Annotated in this window: 16 protein-coding genes and 3 pseudogenes; 5 read left to right on the plus strand and 14 right to left on the minus strand. The window is 70.4% G+C overall.

Translation table 11 applies throughout. The features are described from left to right. Window positions 1-15 precede the first annotated feature (15 nt). From OG735_RS00400 to OG735_RS00420, 5 genes are all read right to left on the minus strand, one after another. Window positions 16-399 carry a hypothetical protein gene (locus OG735_RS00400; RefSeq protein ID WP_327321135.1) on the minus strand — a complete coding sequence of 128 codons (384 nt, stop codon included), beginning with the start codon at window positions 397-399 and terminating at the stop codon, window positions 16-18. Window positions 400-627: 228 nt separating this feature from the next. Then, entirely contained in the window at window positions 628-1,218 is a 591-nt protein-coding gene (locus tag OG735_RS00405) for a hypothetical protein (protein WP_327321136.1), read from the minus strand. A 77-nt stretch (window positions 1,219-1,295) separates the two neighbouring features. Beyond that, a complete protein-coding gene (locus OG735_RS00410; protein ID WP_327321137.1) occupies window positions 1,296-2,048 on the minus strand; it encodes an ATP-binding protein in 753 nt (250 codons plus the stop codon). Further along, window positions 2,045-2,515, minus strand: a complete 471-nt coding sequence (locus OG735_RS00415; protein ID WP_327321138.1) for a hypothetical protein — start codon at window positions 2,513-2,515, stop codon at window positions 2,045-2,047. Before OG735_RS00415 ends, OG735_RS00410 begins: the two co-directional genes overlap by 4 nt. A 15-nt stretch (window positions 2,516-2,530) precedes the next feature. After that, a complete protein-coding gene (locus OG735_RS00420) occupies window positions 2,531-3,124 on the minus strand; it encodes a hypothetical protein (RefSeq protein ID WP_327321139.1) in 594 nt (197 codons plus the stop codon). A 236-nt stretch (window positions 3,125-3,360) separates the two neighbouring features. Here OG735_RS00420 and istA point away from each other — a divergent pair, with 236 nt between their 5' ends. After that, a complete protein-coding gene (gene istA, locus OG735_RS00425; protein WP_327328165.1) occupies window positions 3,361-4,989 on the plus strand; it encodes an IS21 family transposase in 1,629 nt (542 codons plus the stop codon). Then, window positions 4,986-5,801 (plus strand): IS21-like element helper ATPase IstB, encoded by an 816-nt coding sequence (gene istB, locus OG735_RS00430; protein WP_327321140.1) that lies wholly within the window; start codon window positions 4,986-4,988, stop codon window positions 5,799-5,801. The genes istA and istB overlap by 4 nt, the downstream gene beginning before the upstream one ends. Before the next feature lie 1,022 nt (window positions 5,802-6,823). On the opposite strand, the gene OG735_RS00435 is transcribed toward istB, so the two are convergent. The 6 genes and pseudogenes from OG735_RS00435 to OG735_RS00460 form a co-directional block, all read right to left on the minus strand. After that, window positions 6,824-7,246 (minus strand): ATP-binding protein, encoded by a 423-nt coding sequence (locus tag OG735_RS00435; RefSeq protein WP_327321141.1) that lies wholly within the window; start codon window positions 7,244-7,246, stop codon window positions 6,824-6,826. Further along, window positions 7,243-7,989 carry a transposase family protein gene (locus tag OG735_RS00440; RefSeq protein ID WP_327321142.1) on the minus strand — a complete coding sequence of 249 codons (747 nt, stop codon included), beginning with the start codon at window positions 7,987-7,989 and terminating at the stop codon, window positions 7,243-7,245. Before OG735_RS00440 ends, OG735_RS00435 begins: the two co-directional genes overlap by 4 nt. A 467-nt stretch (window positions 7,990-8,456) precedes the next feature. After that, window positions 8,457-9,612, minus strand: a pseudogene (locus OG735_RS00445) (hypothetical protein). Between the two features lie 5 nt (window positions 9,613-9,617). Beyond that, window positions 9,618-10,088: a hypothetical protein gene (locus OG735_RS00450; protein WP_327321143.1), complete on the minus strand. Its 471-nt coding sequence runs from the start codon at window positions 10,086-10,088 to the stop codon at window positions 9,618-9,620. Window positions 10,089-10,137: 49 nt separating this feature from the next. Further along, entirely contained in the window at window positions 10,138-11,001 is an 864-nt protein-coding gene (locus OG735_RS00455; RefSeq protein ID WP_327321144.1) for a DUF6083 domain-containing protein, read from the minus strand. 159 nt (window positions 11,002-11,160) lie between these two features. Next, window positions 11,161-11,424, minus strand: coding sequence for a helix-turn-helix transcriptional regulator (locus OG735_RS00460; protein ID WP_327321145.1), 264 nt, complete (start codon window positions 11,422-11,424; stop codon window positions 11,161-11,163). 793 nt (window positions 11,425-12,217) lie between these two features. On the opposite strand from OG735_RS00460, the gene OG735_RS00465 reads away from it, so the two are divergent. Next, complete coding sequence (locus OG735_RS00465; RefSeq protein WP_327321146.1) at window positions 12,218-12,664, plus strand: hypothetical protein; 447 nt, start codon at window positions 12,218-12,220, stop codon at window positions 12,662-12,664. A gap of 277 nt (window positions 12,665-12,941) precedes the next feature. On the opposite strand, the gene OG735_RS00470 is transcribed toward OG735_RS00465, so the two are convergent. Continuing rightward, complete coding sequence (locus tag OG735_RS00470; protein ID WP_327321147.1) at window positions 12,942-13,697, minus strand: hypothetical protein; 756 nt, start codon at window positions 13,695-13,697, stop codon at window positions 12,942-12,944. Beyond that, window positions 13,694-14,728 (minus strand): helicase associated domain-containing protein, encoded by a 1,035-nt coding sequence (locus tag OG735_RS00475; RefSeq protein ID WP_327321148.1) that lies wholly within the window; start codon window positions 14,726-14,728, stop codon window positions 13,694-13,696. The genes OG735_RS00470 and OG735_RS00475 overlap by 4 nt, the downstream gene beginning before the upstream one ends. A 262-nt stretch (window positions 14,729-14,990) precedes the next feature. On the opposite strand from OG735_RS00475, the pseudogene OG735_RS41675 reads away from it, so the two are divergent. Then, window positions 14,991-15,077, plus strand: a pseudogene (locus OG735_RS41675) (hypothetical protein); the annotation flags it as partial. 175 nt (window positions 15,078-15,252) lie between these two features. Next, a complete protein-coding gene (locus tag OG735_RS41680; protein WP_442812649.1) occupies window positions 15,253-15,414 on the plus strand; it encodes a hypothetical protein in 162 nt (53 codons plus the stop codon). Between the two features lie 120 nt (window positions 15,415-15,534). Here OG735_RS41680 and OG735_RS00485 read toward each other — a convergent pair. Further along, window positions 15,535-15,711, minus strand: a pseudogene (locus tag OG735_RS00485) (restriction endonuclease); the annotation flags it as partial. Window positions 15,712-15,832 lie beyond the last annotated feature (121 nt).

Here is a 15,832-nt window from a genome sequence, read left to right on the forward strand (position 1 = left end):
CGTTTCTTCCTACTGTTACCGGACGCCCTGGCGGATCTCTTCGAGCCGCGTCATCAGCCGCTGGTAGCGCTGGGAGGCTGCCTGGGAGGAGTTCAGGCCCTGATGGACGGCGATCTGCCGCCAGTCCATGCCCCGGCGCCTCGCCTCGATGACCACCTGGGTCTCCAGCCGGTCCAGCTCCTCGCGCATGTCCTCGAACAGGCCCAGAGCCGCGCCCACGTCGTCCGGGATCACGCCCGGCTGCTGCCCGTGGTTGCTGTGTTCGCCGGCGGCCGCCAGCAGCCGCCCCACGAGCGATGCATCCTGTTCGACACGGCGCGCGGCCGTGGTGTCGTCCCCGGGAGCGGGGGCCAGTGCGGACAGGCGGTCACGGGCCTGCTGACGGGAATCACGTGGCATACCCTCACCGTATCGCACGCCGGCAATGAAACAACGATTCATTGTTTCATTGATGCCAGGGAGGGCTGTGTCGGCTCAGCTCCACACACGCTGGTCCGTCCCACCGCCTGGTGGCCCCGTGGCAGGGCTCGGTTCCGGGAGGCGGCAGATGGGGACGGCGCGACGGCTGTGCTGCGGCCCGGCATCCGTCACCGGCCTGGAACGGGGAAATACCGCTGCCGTTCCCGCCTAAGGCTCCCCCGATGTCCCCGCGGGCGGGTGCAGCGCCCGCACGCCGGCGTGGGTGGTGAGGATGCGGTGGTCGCAGTGGCGCAGCAGATGCCCCAGGTCCACGGGGAGTTCGGCGTGGTGCACCACGGTCACGTCCGTGCCGGTGGTGCGGTGCAGGGCCACCAGGTCCGCCCATACGCCCCATCCGATACGGTGCGCGCGCAGGACGGTCAGCCGGCCTACCGCCCCGGCTTTCAGTGCGGCGCGTGCTGAGCGCTCCTGCGTCGGTGCGTTGCCGCGCGTGGCGCAGGACGGGGCTCTCAGGGGCCGGCCGTCGGCCACCGCGTGCAGGATGTCGTGCCACAGCAGCCGGCCGCCGCCGCTGACGGTGGGGTGGACGACGACCCGTCCCGCCGCCGGGTGGTGGGCGGCCAGCACGGTGCGGGTGAAGCGCACATCGTCTGCGCGGTCCACGACCACGGTGAAGGGCGAACGGCCCGCCGTGCGCAGCGTCTTGCGGGGCGGGCAGCGCAGGGAGGCAGCCCGCCCGCACACCAGTACGTCCACGGCGATCTCACCGAGCGGGTTGATCGGATCCAGCAGACCCACTGCGCTCCACCTCCTTGCCTTCCCACCGGGCACTGCCCCGTACCGGCGATGACCCACGGGCCGCGTACAAGCGGGCATCAGGCGGAGCTGCCCAGCCGGCCGAACGCCCAGCGCAGCACCTCCCGGTCCACCCGTGGCCGGCCTGTACGGGACAGCGCCAGGCCCACGTGGGCTGTGAGGCGGGCCCAGTTACGGAAGTTGCCGTGCGCGGCGTGCTGGTCGGCGAAGGCGATGTCATCCGGGTCGGCGTCGGCCCACACCGGGTGGAACAGCGGGATCGTCTCGCCGACCTCGCCGGGGGTGAGGCGGGTGAAGTGCTGCCAGATGAAGATCCGCGACGACAGCATCGGCTCGCGGCGCAGCACCGTGTGGCAGCCCTCGCCGCCGACGAAGATGACCGCAAGACGGGTCGAGAGGTCGTCCCACAGGTAGCGGAAGTACTCGAACGCCTCCCCGTTGAGCCACTGCGCCTCGTCCACGAGGAAGGTGCGGGGGCGCTGGGCCAGAGCGGTCTTCAGCAGGCGGTCGAACTCACTGGGATGGCGCGGCGGTTCCCCGGGCAGACCGAGCGCGGTGAACAGCTCGTAGCGCACCGCCCGGGCGGTGGGCCGGGCCCGGAAAGCAAGCCGGCGGACATCCTCGGCAGGTTCGAGCTCGCCCAGGCACATGTTGACGGCCAGCGTCTTGCCAAAGCCGGCCCCGCCGTGGATACACATCATCGCGCGGGCCGCGACCGTGTCGGCGATGTTCTCCCGCGCGGCCAGCAGGGCCCGGGTGGTGACCACGGACGCGTCCGGCAGATCGACGTACTGGTAGGAGGCCGCGGTCACAAAGCATCTCCGTCTTCATCGGTGGTGGGCTGTGCGGTCCGCCCGTCCGGGCCGGGCTGGGCGGAAGCGGAATCACGGCCGGACGGCACGGGGGCGGGCAGGCCTGGTGTGGTCAGCGCGGCCAGGGAGGCAGGGGTGCGCCACTCGGCCGGAGGCGCGGCGGGTGGGATGAGGTCCCGCAGCGCCAGATCCGACAGGTCGGTGCCTGTGGCCTGGGCGAGTTCGGCTTCGGCCTGCGCGGTGGTCAGCGCGCCGAGCCGCTGAGGGGCGGCGGGCTGGTTCACGGCGGCGTAGCGCTCGCGCTGGGAAGCCTCCAGGTCCTTCTTCAACCGGCGGGAGCGAGCGGCCCGCGCCCGCCGTACGGCGCTGACCTGTTCCTCGGTGGCCCGGTCGGCCAGATCCGCGGACCCGAGGTAGCGGCCGGTGGCCGCGTGGTAGACCTCGATCCGGTGATCGTGGTGGGGCATGAAACGGACCCGGACCTAGATCCCGGCCTGGCCGGTCATCCACGCCCCCACATAGTCGCGTCTCCTGAAACGGATGCCGCGGGGGGTGAGCGTGCGGGTGCCGGCGTCCTCCAGGGTGAACGTCCACAGATCCGTGGCGGGCACGTCCCGCAGCGGGGTGGGATCGTCCTGCCACGCCTGAAGCGGAGTCTTGCCCCGCAAGGGCGCGGGGCGGTGCTCGGTGTTCCACCAGAGCGTCCAGGCCAGCAGCCGGGCGGTGAAGTCCTCGAAGCCGAGCAGCACTTCGTCCTTCGGGCGGGAGGCGCGTTTGCCGGGGCGCGGCTGGCGGGCATAGCCGGGCAGCGCGGCCAGGAACATACTCTCCACCGCCCGGTTGAGGCCCTCCACGGTGCCCTTGAGGTGGGGGGTGTAGGCGGGCAGGTCCTCCACCGTCACGTCCAGGAGATCGAACGCGGCGGTCACCGTCCGGGACAGGAAGTCCTTGCCGCGGTCCACCCGTACCTTCTCCGGCAGACCCCCGAACGGACCGTAGGGATCCTCACGCAGGACCGCGGAGCGCAGCGCGGAAAGCACCGACTCCCGCGACGGATCCCCCGGCGTGACGGCCACCCCCGTGATCGCGTGTTTGTAAGCACTTCTTTGGGCCCCAGTGCACGGATCTGAAGTGGCTCCGTGGCGTACGAAGTTGATCTGGCTCCACTTGGCGAGCACGTGCTGCGACGTGCCCTCTTTGGAGTGAATGCACTGCTCCGTCCGCCCGGCGGCGGCAGGGTGTGTGCGTCGATCACGGTCTTGTCGGAGGCCGTGTGTGTTGATCGCGGTCGTGTCGGGAGGCCGGGGTGGGTTTGTCGCGGGCTGAGTTGTTCGCCGCGATCCGGAGGGACAGACGTCTCGATCCGGAGCTGTCGCAGCGGGCTCTCGGGGAGAAGTACGGAGTGCACCGGCGGACGGTGCGGCAGGCTTTGAATTCGGCGGTTCCGCCGCCCAGGAAGAAACCGGTGCCGCGGGCGACGGTCCTGGACCCGGCCAAGGGCTGGATCGACGCGATGCTGCGGGAGGACCTCACTGCACCGCGCAAGCAGAAGCACACCGCCCGGCGGATCCATCAGCGGCTCGCGCAGGAATACGGCTTCGACCAGGCGTCGTACTCGACGGTCTGCGACTACCTCCTGGTCCGGCGGCCGCAGATCGAGGCCGAGGCCCGGGAGGGGCACCGGCATTTGGACGGGATGGTCCCTCAGGTGCATCTTCCCGGCGAGGAGGCGGAAGTTGACTTCGCTGACGTGTGGGTCCGGCTGGCGGGCGAGGTGGTCAGGTGCCACCTGTTCACGCTGCGGATGTCGTACTCGGGCAAGGCCGTCCACCGGGTCTATGCCTCGCAGGCCCAGGAGTCCTTCATGGAGGGGCATGTCGAGGCGTTCAACGTGCTGGGCGGGGTGCCGGCCCGGCACATCCGTTACGACAATCTGAAGCCGGCGGTCAACCGGATCTGCACCGGCCGCAGCCGGGTGGAGTCGGAGCGGTGGCTCAACTTCCGCGCCCACTACGGCTTCGACGCCTTCTACTGCATCCCCGGCCAGGAAGGCGCCCACGAGAAGGGCGGAGTCGAACACGAGGGCGGACGCTTCCGCCGCACGCACCTCGTCCCGGTCCCCGAGGTTGCCTCGCTGGGCGAACTGAACGAGAAGATCGCCGCGATCGACGCAGCTGAGGACGCACGGATCCTGTCGGGCAGGCTGACCACCATCGGCTTCAACTTCGCTGCTGAGACGGACCAGTTGGTGCCGCTGCCGTTCGAGGAATTCGAGTGCGGCATCACGCTGACCCCGAAGGTCGACCGCAGCAGCCGGATTACGGTCCGCCAGTGCCACTACTCGGTGCCTGCCCGGTTCATCGGGCAGAACGTGCGCGTGCTGCTGCGGGGCAATGAACTGCTGGTGTTCGAGCGGCGGACGATCGTGGCCCGTCACCCGCGGCTGACCCGGCGGGGCGAGTTCCGCGACGAACTCGATCACTACCTGGAGATCCTGCTGGCCAAGCCGGGCGCCATGGCCGGCTCCACCGCGCTGGCAACTGCCCGGCAGAACGGCTCGTTCACCGAGGTCCACGAGGCGTTCTGGGCCGCGGCCCGCACCGCGCATGGAGACGCGGCCGGGACCAGGGCCCTGATCGAGATTCTGCTGCTGCACCGGCGGATGCCAGCTGAGGCGGTCCAGCTGGGCATGGCAGCCGCGATCCGGGCGGGCGCCGTCACCGCGGACGTGGTGGCCGTCGAGGCCCGCAAGGCAGCCGCGCAGGCACCTGATCCGGCTGAGGAGGTGGACGACGGGGACGATCCGCCGCCGTGGGCCGAGCCCAGCGGGGTGGTGTCACTGACAGCCCGCAGGGCCCAGCTTCCCGAGGACAAGCGCCCGTTGCCGACCGTGAGCCACTACGACCAGCTCCTGACCCGCCAACCGAAAGGCACTGCATGAGCACGACCGCTGCACCGACCCGCCAGCACGTCCCGCCGCCCCGTCGGGATGTCGGACCGGAGGAGGCCGTGGACACGGCCATCGACGAGGCATGCCGCAGCCTGCACCTACCCACCATCCGCAGCCGGGTCGGGGAGATGGCCGATGAGGCGATGCGCCAGCGGTCCAGCTATAAGGACTTCCTCGCCGACCTGCTGGAAGCCGAGTGCGCCGAACGCGAGGAACGGCGCAAACAGCGGCTGGTCAGAGACGCCAATTTCCCCCGGCCCAAGCGGCTGGAGGACTTCGACTTCACCGAGAACCCGAACGTCACGCCGGAGCTTGTCGGCACCCTGGCGGACCCGGCCTGGGTCAAGGCCGGGCAGCCGCTCTGTCTGATCGGCGACTCCGGCACCGGCAAGTCCCACCTGCTCATCGGGATCGGCACCGCCATGGCCGAGGCTGGGCTCAAGGTCCGCTACACGACCACGGTCAACCTGGTCAACGAGCTCGCGGAAGCCGCCGACGAGAAGAAGCTGGCCCGCACCATCGCGCGCTACGGCCGCGTTGACCTGCTCTGTCTGGACGAGTTCGGCTATCTCGATCTGGACAAGGCCGGAGCCAAACTGCTGTTCCAGATCTTCACCGAGCGCGAAGAACGGAGGGCTATCGCCATCGCGTCGAACGCTCCGTTCTCCGAGTGGAAGCAGACCTTCACTGACCCCCGGCTCTGCACGGCAATCGTCGACCGCGTCACCTTCAACGCGCACATCGTCGAGACCGGCACCGACTCCTACCGCTTCGCCCAGAGTCAGAAGAAACGGCGCCGCTGACCTCGAACGACAACTGCGGCCGGGCTCCCTCACGGGAGGCCGGCCGCAGCCGCGTTGGGCCCGGCCGCCAAGTCCCAGTGCCGACCAGACCATCGCCCGTTCTCGTCCAGCCGCCACGGGCACTGGGCGGCCCGCAACCTGAGTCGAGTCGGGTCGGCAGCCTCCACGCGCCTGTCGGGGGCGCGTTTGCGGAGGTCTGACCGAGGCTTCAAAACTACCGCGCCGACCCCCGGTCACGGCCAGCGGAACCACTCGTTCGAAGTGGGGCCAAATCACCTTGCTACAGGGGCGTGAATCACACCAATACACGCCCCCTCCAGCCGGTGAGTGGAGCCAAAAGAAGTCCGTGCACTGGAGCCAAAACAAGTGCTTACAGACAATCGCGTTCGTCGCGCAGTCGGTGAACCAGGTGATCCACGGCCTGCGGGCCCTGCCGTCGACATCGACCAGCACCGGCGCCTGGACGTGGTCGGTCTCCCACACCTGGTTGCGCCAGCCGCGCGGCCGGGCCAGGAACACATCGTGCTTGCGCGCCGCACGCTCCCCACCCGCAAGCCCCGCCCGCTCCCCCGGCGTCAGATCCCGCTGGATCGCCCGGTGCAAGGTGGGCAGGGACGGCGGCGGGGCCGCGGGCGGGGACTGCCGGGCAGCGCGGGCCGTCAGCTCGCGGTGGACCGCGGCCACGTTGCCCTTCCACAACGCCAGCAGGCGGCGCACCTCCGGAGTGACCGCGAAGCGGTCTTTGCTCTGCGCCCGCGCCCCGGGCTCCGCGGCCGCGGACTCGTCACGCTCGGCGGCGGCCAGCCACCGCCACACCGTGCGCTCGGTCACTTCCAACGACTGTGCCATCAGCCGTACATGACGGGTGGTCAATTTCTGTTCCTGCCGCAGGGCGAGCAGCCTGCGCACGGCAGGGCCGCGCAGCGCCGACAGGGAGGAAGAAGGCAGGCCTCCCCGCACGTCCGGACCGTCCCCGTGCACGCCCGAGCGGGAGGCGCCCTCTCGCGGCCCGGCAGCGCCGGTCACAGCGGGCCCATGAGCCGTGCGCAGGCCCGCTCCAGCAACCGGCGGTCCACTACCGCACGGCTCTTGCCGTAGATCTCGGCGGTCAGGTGCGAGGTGAGCTTCGCCCACGTCCGGAAATTGCCGTGGCCCACATGCTCGTCCACCCACACGACATCGTCCTCGCTCACGTCCTCCCACAACGGGTGGAAGGCCGCCATCGCCGCTGCCACCTCGCCCGGGCGAAGACGCGACACCAACTCCCAGGTCAGCACCCGAGAGGCCAGCGCGGGCACCCGGCGCAGCGCCCGTTCGCTGCCCGCCCCCGCCAGCACGAGCGCCGTATCCGTGTCCGGGTGGTCCCACAGCCCGCGCAGAAACTCCAGCGCCGGCCCCGGAAGGCGCTGCGCCTCGTCCAGTACCAGCACGCGGGGCTGTCTCAACGCGTTCCGGCCTCCCCCGCCCCACGCGGCAGACGCCTGCCCAGCTCGAGAGCGTCCGCGAGTACCCGGCGCAGTTCGGGAACCGTCGAGTGCACACCAACATGGACCCGACGGACCCGGGCCGGGCGCGGCAGCTGGGACAGGGCGTACTGCAACGCGACGGTCTTCCCGTAACCCGCGTCGCCGTACAAACACACCACCGCCCCGACCGCAGCCGCGTGCGCGACCGTCCGCAGCACCGACCACACGGCAGCTGTGTGCACCACCTGGGCGCCCGGCACCAGGACCGGAACCTGCGCCAAGTGCTTCTGCTCCCGCAGAAACACCTGCCCACCGCCGCCCTTCTCGGCCACCACGTTCAGGCCCAGCTCGCTGAGCGGATCCGGCCGGCTCGACCCGGCAACCTCAGGCTCCCGCTCAACCACCAAAGCCCGCCCCGCCCGACGGTCCCTGCGAATCACCCGATGCAACGTCGACGCCGACGGCACCGAAGCCCCGCCACCCGCAGCGGCCAGCCGACGCCTCAGCTCAGCAACATTCCCTCCCACCTCGCCAAGCAGCGCCCACACCTCGTCCGACACCGCATACCCCTGCCGGACCCCGGCCTCCATCCGCCCGGTCGACTTGGCCTGCTCCAGCCAGCGCCACACCGTACGCTCCGAAACACCCACCATCTCAGCGACCGCACGCACATGCCGCGTCGACAGCTCCCCCGCCTGCTGCCGCTCCAGCAAACGACGCACCACCAACGCCCTCGGCAGCCCAGCCCCCCGGTCGGCCCTCACGTCCTGATCCACCCCACGATCACACCGGTCTCCCCCACCACACCGCATCAGAACTCACGAACCTGAGACAGCATCACCCGCCATCAGATAAAGCCCCATGACAGCGATCCCAGCCATCAGACTCTCGCCTCATGACAGTGCCAGCCCTACCATCACAACCCACTGACCAGTACCAATACACCAACCACCAGACCACCAACACCGACTCTCACCACCACCGACCCCAAGCCGAGAGGCCGCAAGCTGTCGAGAGAATTGAGGTGCCCAGCCAGGGAGTCCAAGGAGGCTCGATGCCGCCGGACCCCCACCGCCGTCGACTGCAGATCAAGCAGGCCGCGGCTGAACAGGCGAAGCAACAGACGGCCGCGCGAACGTTGGACTGTCAGTTCGGGCGATAAAGAATCCGGTCAGGCCTCTAGGACGGATCATGCGGCTGCTGGCTGAGGGTCGGTAGGGATGCGCCCCTCGGGATGGTTGTGAATCCAGGACAGGCCGCCGAGGTCCAGGCACCCACGGGTACGGGTGACGGCGACGTAGGCGAGGCGCGCTTCGCTGTCGTCGATCGGGCCGGGAATCGGGCGGCCGTTCTTGTCCTGCTGGTCGGTGTCCTTGGGCGGAAGGAAGTCATCGGCAATTTTGACGGTCCCCCATTCACGGCCTTTGGCGCGGTGGGCGGTGGAGACAGTGACGTCGGCGTGCGCTTCGGGGGTGAGTTGGTCGACGGCGGCAAGGATGGCGTCCGGGCCGTGCTGATCGATGAGGTCGACGAACGGCTTCAGGTCGCCGCCGGCGGGGTCATGTTCGGCGTAGTCCTGCAGTTCGCCCCAGGAGGGGAAGAGGAGGAGTTCTGGGTGCCAGGTGCGGCGACCTTCTTTGAGGTCACGGGCGGCGGTTGCCAGGGAGCGCAGGCTCTCCCCTCCCCCGGCCAGCCCAACGCGATAACCGGCGCCAAGGTGTGCCATCACTTCGGTCATGGCTCCGATGTTGGTCCGGCACAGCACCGCATCGGGACGATCGACCGGAGCGAGTTCGGTGGGAATCGCGTCGGTGCCGGTCAGGCGGATGGGAGCGTCGGCGATCGTGAGCCACCGGTTGGCCTCGGCTGCGAGGCGGGGGCCGAAGCGGAAGGACTGCGACAGGGACAGGGCGCGGCCGTCGAAGCCGGTCATGACGTCGCGGGCGCCGCGCCAGCCGTAGATGGCCTGGGCGGAGTCGCCGACCATCACCAGCTGGGCGTGGGTGCGTTGGGCGGTGAAGATGGACGGACTTGGTGATGCCGAGGGCCATGCCGGTTTTCCAGCCTGCCTGGCGTGGCCCGTTCAGGCGGCGGGCGTAGCGGTGGCCGATGGCAGCGAACGCGAGGGCGTGAGCGGTCTTGCACATCACGGTGGAAGGGAAGCGGGCGACGGCGTCGTGGGCGATGGCCTTGTTGAAGGCGATGTAACGCCCGCGGCGCCGAGTGGAGGAAGCAAGCAAGACCAGCGTGCTGGTCTTGCCGGTACCGGCGCCTGCCTGGAGCGCCAAGTGGCCGCCAGCGCGGAAGACGTCGGCGGCTGCGGTCTGTTCATCGGTCGGATTCAGCACTGTCACGTTCCAGACGGGGCGTGGGTGAGGGTGCGGCCAACGGCCGCCAGCAGCTGGTCTGGCGTGGTGTGGGCCAGCAGGGCTTTCAGGGCGTGGTCGAGGTGCTCGGCTTGCTGACGGGCGTGGCGGGCCAGGGCACGGTGGATGGTCTGCTGGAGGAAGACGCGGGGTGATTGGCCCATCTGTTCGGCAGCGCGGCGGACGAAGGCGTCCGCGGTGGGGCTGAAGGCAACGGTGAGAACGACGTGTCCGTCGCGGGCCGGATAGTGGGTGGCGAGGACATCGAGGGGCAGCAGCTCATTGAGGCGGTGGTGCGCGCGGCTGAGGACCCGGTCGGGATTCTTCGCCTTCACCACGGTCATCAGACGGGTGACGTCGTGGTTGGCGGCGAGCGGCATCACGCGGACGGCACGGGCCAGTTCAGCTTGCGTGGCGGGCCGGGTCAGGGTGATCTCAAGAGCGTGGTGCGGCATGGTCAGGCCTCCGTGGCGTACGGGTGGCGGCTCTGTCTGGACGCTGCGTTCACGACTGATCCCGGCGGCCTGGGGCGGTGGCGGGGAGGCGGGCGTGGATGTGCTCGTGGTGGAGCAGCGGGTCGAAGACCTCCCAGTCCGCCAGGGCCAGGTCCGCAGCTGCGGGGGCGGCGGCGTGCGCGGGGCAGCGTTGGGTGCGCCAGCGCAGCTGCTCCGCGTAGCGAAGGGGGGTGAGGTCGTAGACGGCCATGTCGGCGGCGGGCAGGGCCAGTTGTCCGCGGGATGCGGTGGCGGGCATGAGCCTCCAGACACCGGCGGGGCCCTCGGCGGCGAGGACGGGATGGGGGCAGCGGTGGCGCCGGCGGGTCTGGGCGACGCACTGGATGTCGTCGACGGGGCGGGCGGCGAGGTAACGGCCGTACAGGATCTGCACCACGGGCCGGGCCGGTCGGCACATCGATGGTTCTGCCGCTGGCGGGTCGCTGGGCGAGGGCGAGGTGAAGGCGCCGGTGTCGAGCAGGCGCCGGGTGAGCAGCGCGAGGCGGCGGCGCAGTTCGGCCAGCTGCGGCGTCAGCGGCTCGGGAGGCTGGTGTGCGGGGCACAGGACAGGGTGCGGGATACGGCACCACAGTGTGCCGTCGCCCGCAGGATGGGCGATGCCGGAGTCGACGTGCCACCGGCAGGAGACCGGGACATCAGCCGCAGCAAGTTCCTGCGGGTGCAGGCCGACGGGCCGCCCCTGGGTGCGGGCGTACCAGTCGATGCGGTTGCCGCAGTCACGGCAGAGGCTGGGCTGAGCGGTGCGCAGGAGCCGGCTGGGGCTGTCGGCAGCAACCCGCAGGGAACGCAGGCGTCGGGATCCCGTGGGAGTGCCGTCCCAGCGTCGACCGGACGGAGTGGTGAGGGAACACATGGCCGCGAAGGTGACAGGCAACGCGCCGCCAACTCGACGTCCGAGCCGCCCATGTCCCGCGAACAGCCCAATTCACTGGAACAGACGTGCGACCTGTCGCACGTGTACGCGATACCGGTGACCGGATCGGGTGATCTGTCGACAGCGGTGCAGCCGGGGCTAGTCGGCGGCTTCGGCGGGAGGCTCGTGCCCGTCGCAGAGGGTGGCGAAGAGATGATCGACGGGCACGTTCAGGGCATGGGCGAGGGCGTGCCAGGACTTGAGGGATCCAATGGTGCGGCCCTGCTCGATCTCGATGAGGGTGCGCCTGGCCAGGCCGCTGCGGCGGGCCAGTTCGTCATAGCTCCAGCCGCGCTCGCTCCTCAGCCTCGCCAGCTCCAGACGCAGCGCGGTGAGGTTCGGGTCGGGCGGGAAGATCGTCACCCCACCATCCGACGGTGCAGACACCTGCCCTGTCAGTGCAGACCTCTGCCCTATTTCTGCAGGTGACCACCCCAGCGGCAGGGCAGAGGTCTGCACTACGGTGCGGCCAACACCCCCGCTCCCCAGCGAATCGGTGGGGAGGCAGGAGCGGCCCCGCGCCGACGGATGGAGGAACGCGCGCCCCATGAGGCTGTGCACCATGCACCCACCGGTGCCCCGTACCTGGACCGTAGCACTACGCCCCCAACACGACGGCCCGGTCCTGTTCTGCCCACGCTGCTCACCCGGCGGAGAACAGGCCTTGCAGGCGGCGTCCGCCCGCCCCGCAGCCCTCGCACACCTGGCCCGGCACGCCCGCAGCGACACCCTCCCCACCCATCTGCGCACCTGCCAGTGCCACGAACGCGGCTGCCGCTGGCACCCCGCCACCGCGGCTGCACCGGCCCCGTCCTGCTCGTCCTCACCCGCGAACACGGCGGCCGCACCTGGCGCCTGGCCGACACCTGCGCCTCCTGCGCCGCAGCCACCCCCAAGCAGCCGTCGTCCCCGACACCGCCCTCAACGCTCCGCCGGCACGGCATCTGCCCGAGGACGGTCCCGGCTCCAGCCGCGTGAAGCGCGCCAGGCGACGACGTGGTCCATCCGAACAAGTCCGCATCCAGGACATGCTCAGCTACCTCGCCGCCCACTCCCTGAGGGCAACAGTCCCGAGGCCCGGCTGCTCGCCCTCCAGTGCGCCTTGCGGGCCGACACCCGTGAGCAGGTGCGCCTCCCCGTCGGGCTCCTGCGCAGCATGCGCCTGGCACACCACTCCACGTCCTGGGACGAGCTGGAACACCACCGCTGGCTCCGCATCCTGCAACCCGGCACCGCGCCCCCGCACGCCCGAACCCTCACCGCCCAGTTGGTCGATAGCCTCAGCCAGGCGCCCGGTCGCCCCGATCGCCACCGGGCCGCCGACTGGGCGCTACGCGTCACCTCCGCAGCACCGCTGAGAGCGCTGCCCGCCAGTACACGGCTGACCGCACTGGCCCTCGAAGCGCACCACTCCCCCGCCGACGCACACGCGGGCGTTGAAGCCGACCGCCTCAGCCGCGCATGCGGCACCAGACCCGCAGACCTCGGCTCACTGCTCGATCAGCTCGTCACAGCCGGGACGATCAGATCATGGGCCTGCGACCCGCACACCGAAGAGCTCCACTGGACCCCCTCGCGCCCCACGGCACGCCCTGCCGGGTGAGGCTGGCCCACCGCAATGCTGTCGTCGTGCGCTGTCCCGGATACCCGGGATGCAGCTCCCTTGTTGCCGGGAACGCTGCCCGCCGAAAGTGCCCGTACTGGAGGTGAGCCATGAACGAGCTCGCGGGAAGCCAAGAGGCACGCACGATCCCGAGCACGACGCCCCTGCTGGCGAAGCTGGCGCAGAAACGAACCGCCTGGACCCTGTGGATCGCCACGCTGGTCGTGGCGGCGATCCAGGCGGCAGAAGACGCGGCAGCGTCCACGGCGCCCAGGGGTCAGTCCTGGAGCGGCTCGCCCTCCGGCAGGGGTGCGGTCAGCGGATGCAGGCTCATGCCGAGGGCGAACAGCAAGTCGGGGTGAGGGGCGGGTGGGCCGGCGGGGGCGAGTAGACGCCGGTTGGCCAGACGAGGGATTTGCGCGGCCGGAACATCCGCGGGCAGGCCGCGCGCAGCGCGGTGGAGCAGGTCTGCTGCGGCGGTGGCTTCGCCGAGGCTGAGTGCTGCGGCGGTGTGTCCTGTGCTGTACAGGCTGTTCAGCTGCCGGGTGGTCAGCAGTCCGGGCAGGGCGGCCAGGTGAATGGTTGTTTCGGTGTGGATGAGGCGCTGGGGGCTGTTGGCCTGGTGGAGATGAGCCTTCAGAGCGGCGGCCGCTCGCTTCAGGCGCGTGGGGTCCCATTCCAAGGCGGAGGCCAGGTCGTCGGGATGGATGCGGCCAGTTTCGATGAGGGCGGCGTGCAGTACGGCTGTGTGGGGGGCGAGTTGCGGGCTGCGGTGGGGTGGTTTGCGGGTGGTGTCGGGCTGGCGGAGCAGGGACTCGGGCGGCGTGTTCAGAGCGTGGGCCAGGGCGATCAGGGCCGCGCTGCTGAGGGTCTGGGGCGTGAGGTGGGGGTCCCAGCCGGTGGTGGGGATACCCGTCAGTGCGGTCAGTTCGTCGTCGGTGAGCCGGCATTCCAGGGCGCGCGCCCGCAGGTAGGGCAGGTCGAATGCCGCAGGGATCTGGAGGTGGGGCGGTTGTGGAGTCTGGTCGGTCACGGGCGCGCTCCGGGCGTTGGGGCCAGGACGGCCGAAGTGGCCGGGGTGGGGGTGTTGAGGTGCCAGCAGCGGGCAGCGGTGTGCCAGTCCTCTACGGGGTGAGGGTGGAGAACGGCGGGGATGGAGAGGCTGACGTCGCGGACGAGGTGGTCGAAGCGCTCGGAGGTGCCGAAGCAGTTGGCGAACAGTCCAAGGTGGTCGGCGGTGCGCGGGGTGCGGCGGCGGAATTCCAGGGCGGCGCGCAGGAGCGGGCGGGCGCGGGCCGGGACGGCGTACATGTGGCGCGGGCCGGGCGGCACGCCGACGTTGATCCGGGAGTCGCGGTCGATGGCCAGGCGGGTGGCGTGCTCGTCGACGCTGGCGAGTTGGGCCATGGACAGCAGGGACTGGGCAGTGCCGGTGAACAGCAAGGCGGCTACGGCGGCGGCGCGCAGCGGGTTGGGCAGCTGGGTGGTGATGGTGTGCACCACGCGGGGGGTGATCGGCACGGTGGTGATGCCGGGTCCGCCGCGTTCGGCGAGGTCGTCGGGCACATCGAGCAGGAGTGCTTGGCTGAGGAATCCGGCCTGGGCGCCGCGCAGGCGGGCCAGCGTGTGCTGAGGGCTGGGGCTGAGCACGGTCAGGCTGGACAGGAACAGGCGCAGGCCTTCCATGTCCTGCCAGGGGGGCTCGATGTGACGCTGGGGGACGTTGAGATGGCCCTCCCTCTCGCGGAAAGCCCGTGCGGCGGCCAGCCCGCACTGGAAGGCATGCTCGCGCGGCGGCAGGCGGCCCTCCGACTCCGGGAAGGCGGGCGTGTCGGGCAGTTCGAGGAGTCCCAACTCCGCGAGCAGGGACCTCTGTTCAGGGTGCAGACGGTCAAAGCGTGCGCGCTGGGCTTCAATGCACGTCTGTGCCTGAGAGGCCGGCTCGTTGCCTGCCAGGCTCTGGCGGGCGGCGTGGTAGGCCCGCTGCCAGGTGATCGGCCAGGGCGGGTTCCACCACCGGTCCAGGGCAGTGAGGGCAGCGACGCGGCTGGAGAAGCTGGGCATGGTCTGGTCGCTGGCGGATGAGCGGTTCCAGGAGAACCTGGCGGCGGCCCGCGCGTAGTTCGATGAGCACTGGACGCTGTGCGCTCCGAGGTCGGCGACGGCGCTGGACCGGCCGGTGGGTCAGTGGCTGTCCAACCTGCGGCGGCCCGGCGCGCTGGCCGAACACCCCGAGTGGGAAACGGCGTTGAAGGCGGTTGACGAGGACTGGAACCCCGGGTGGCCGGCGGAGTGGCAGCGGCACTACGCCGCGCTGCGCGAGCTGGTGGCCGACGAAGAGGACCAGGCGGAGGTCCTGCCCGGGTTCACGGTCCACGCGATGGACATCGGGAAGTGGCTGGCCAAGCAGCGCAAGCCCGAGGTCTGGCAAGCGCTTGCGGACAGGCAGCGCGAGCGCCTGGAGCAGCTCGGCATCACGCCGCTCGCCCCGGAGCCGGAGGCGCCCGCGAAGCCGTCCACGACGCCCGTGGGGGCCTTCGAGCGGGGTGTTGCGGCCCTGGGCGCAGTACAAGGCCCGCACGGGCTCCGTGACGGTCCCCAGAGCCCACGTGGAGCGGCTGGAAGACGGGACCGAGGTCAAGCTCGGCGTGTTCCTGTCGAACACCAAGACCAGGCGTGCCAAGCTCACCTCCGACAAACTCGCCGCACTCGCCGCCCTCGGGCTGGAGTGGGCGGTGGCCCCCGCCTGACGTCGGGGTCTCGTGGCAGTACAGTGACGGCGCCCGCCCGGGATGGTTCGGGGCGGGCGCTGTATTCGTTCCTGCAGTCACGGGACGGCGTGACCGGCCTCCGGGGGGCTACGGGGCGGCTGGGAGGGCTTCTGTGAGGCGGTCCAGCCGCGCGTAGAGCGCGCGGGCGTGCCCGGTCAGCTGCAGGGCGATCTGCTCATAGTCGCGGGGCTCAAGGTGCGGGTCCGTCCACGCGAGCACGGCGGTGACGAGTGCCTCGTACGGGGCGCGGTTCAAGGGGAGTTCGGCCTCGATCAGGCAAAAACCTGCTGATCATCAGAGTTCGTGAGGCTTCGCGGCTGCTCGGGTGATCTTTGATGACACGCACTATCTCAAGTAATCCTTCGGTGCCTGTCAGCAGAGAGTGGTTCCGTTCATA

The organism is Streptomyces sp. NBC_01210 (assembly GCF_036010325.1).
In the GTDB taxonomy this organism is placed as follows: Bacteria; Actinomycetota; Actinomycetes; order Streptomycetales; family Streptomycetaceae; genus Streptomyces.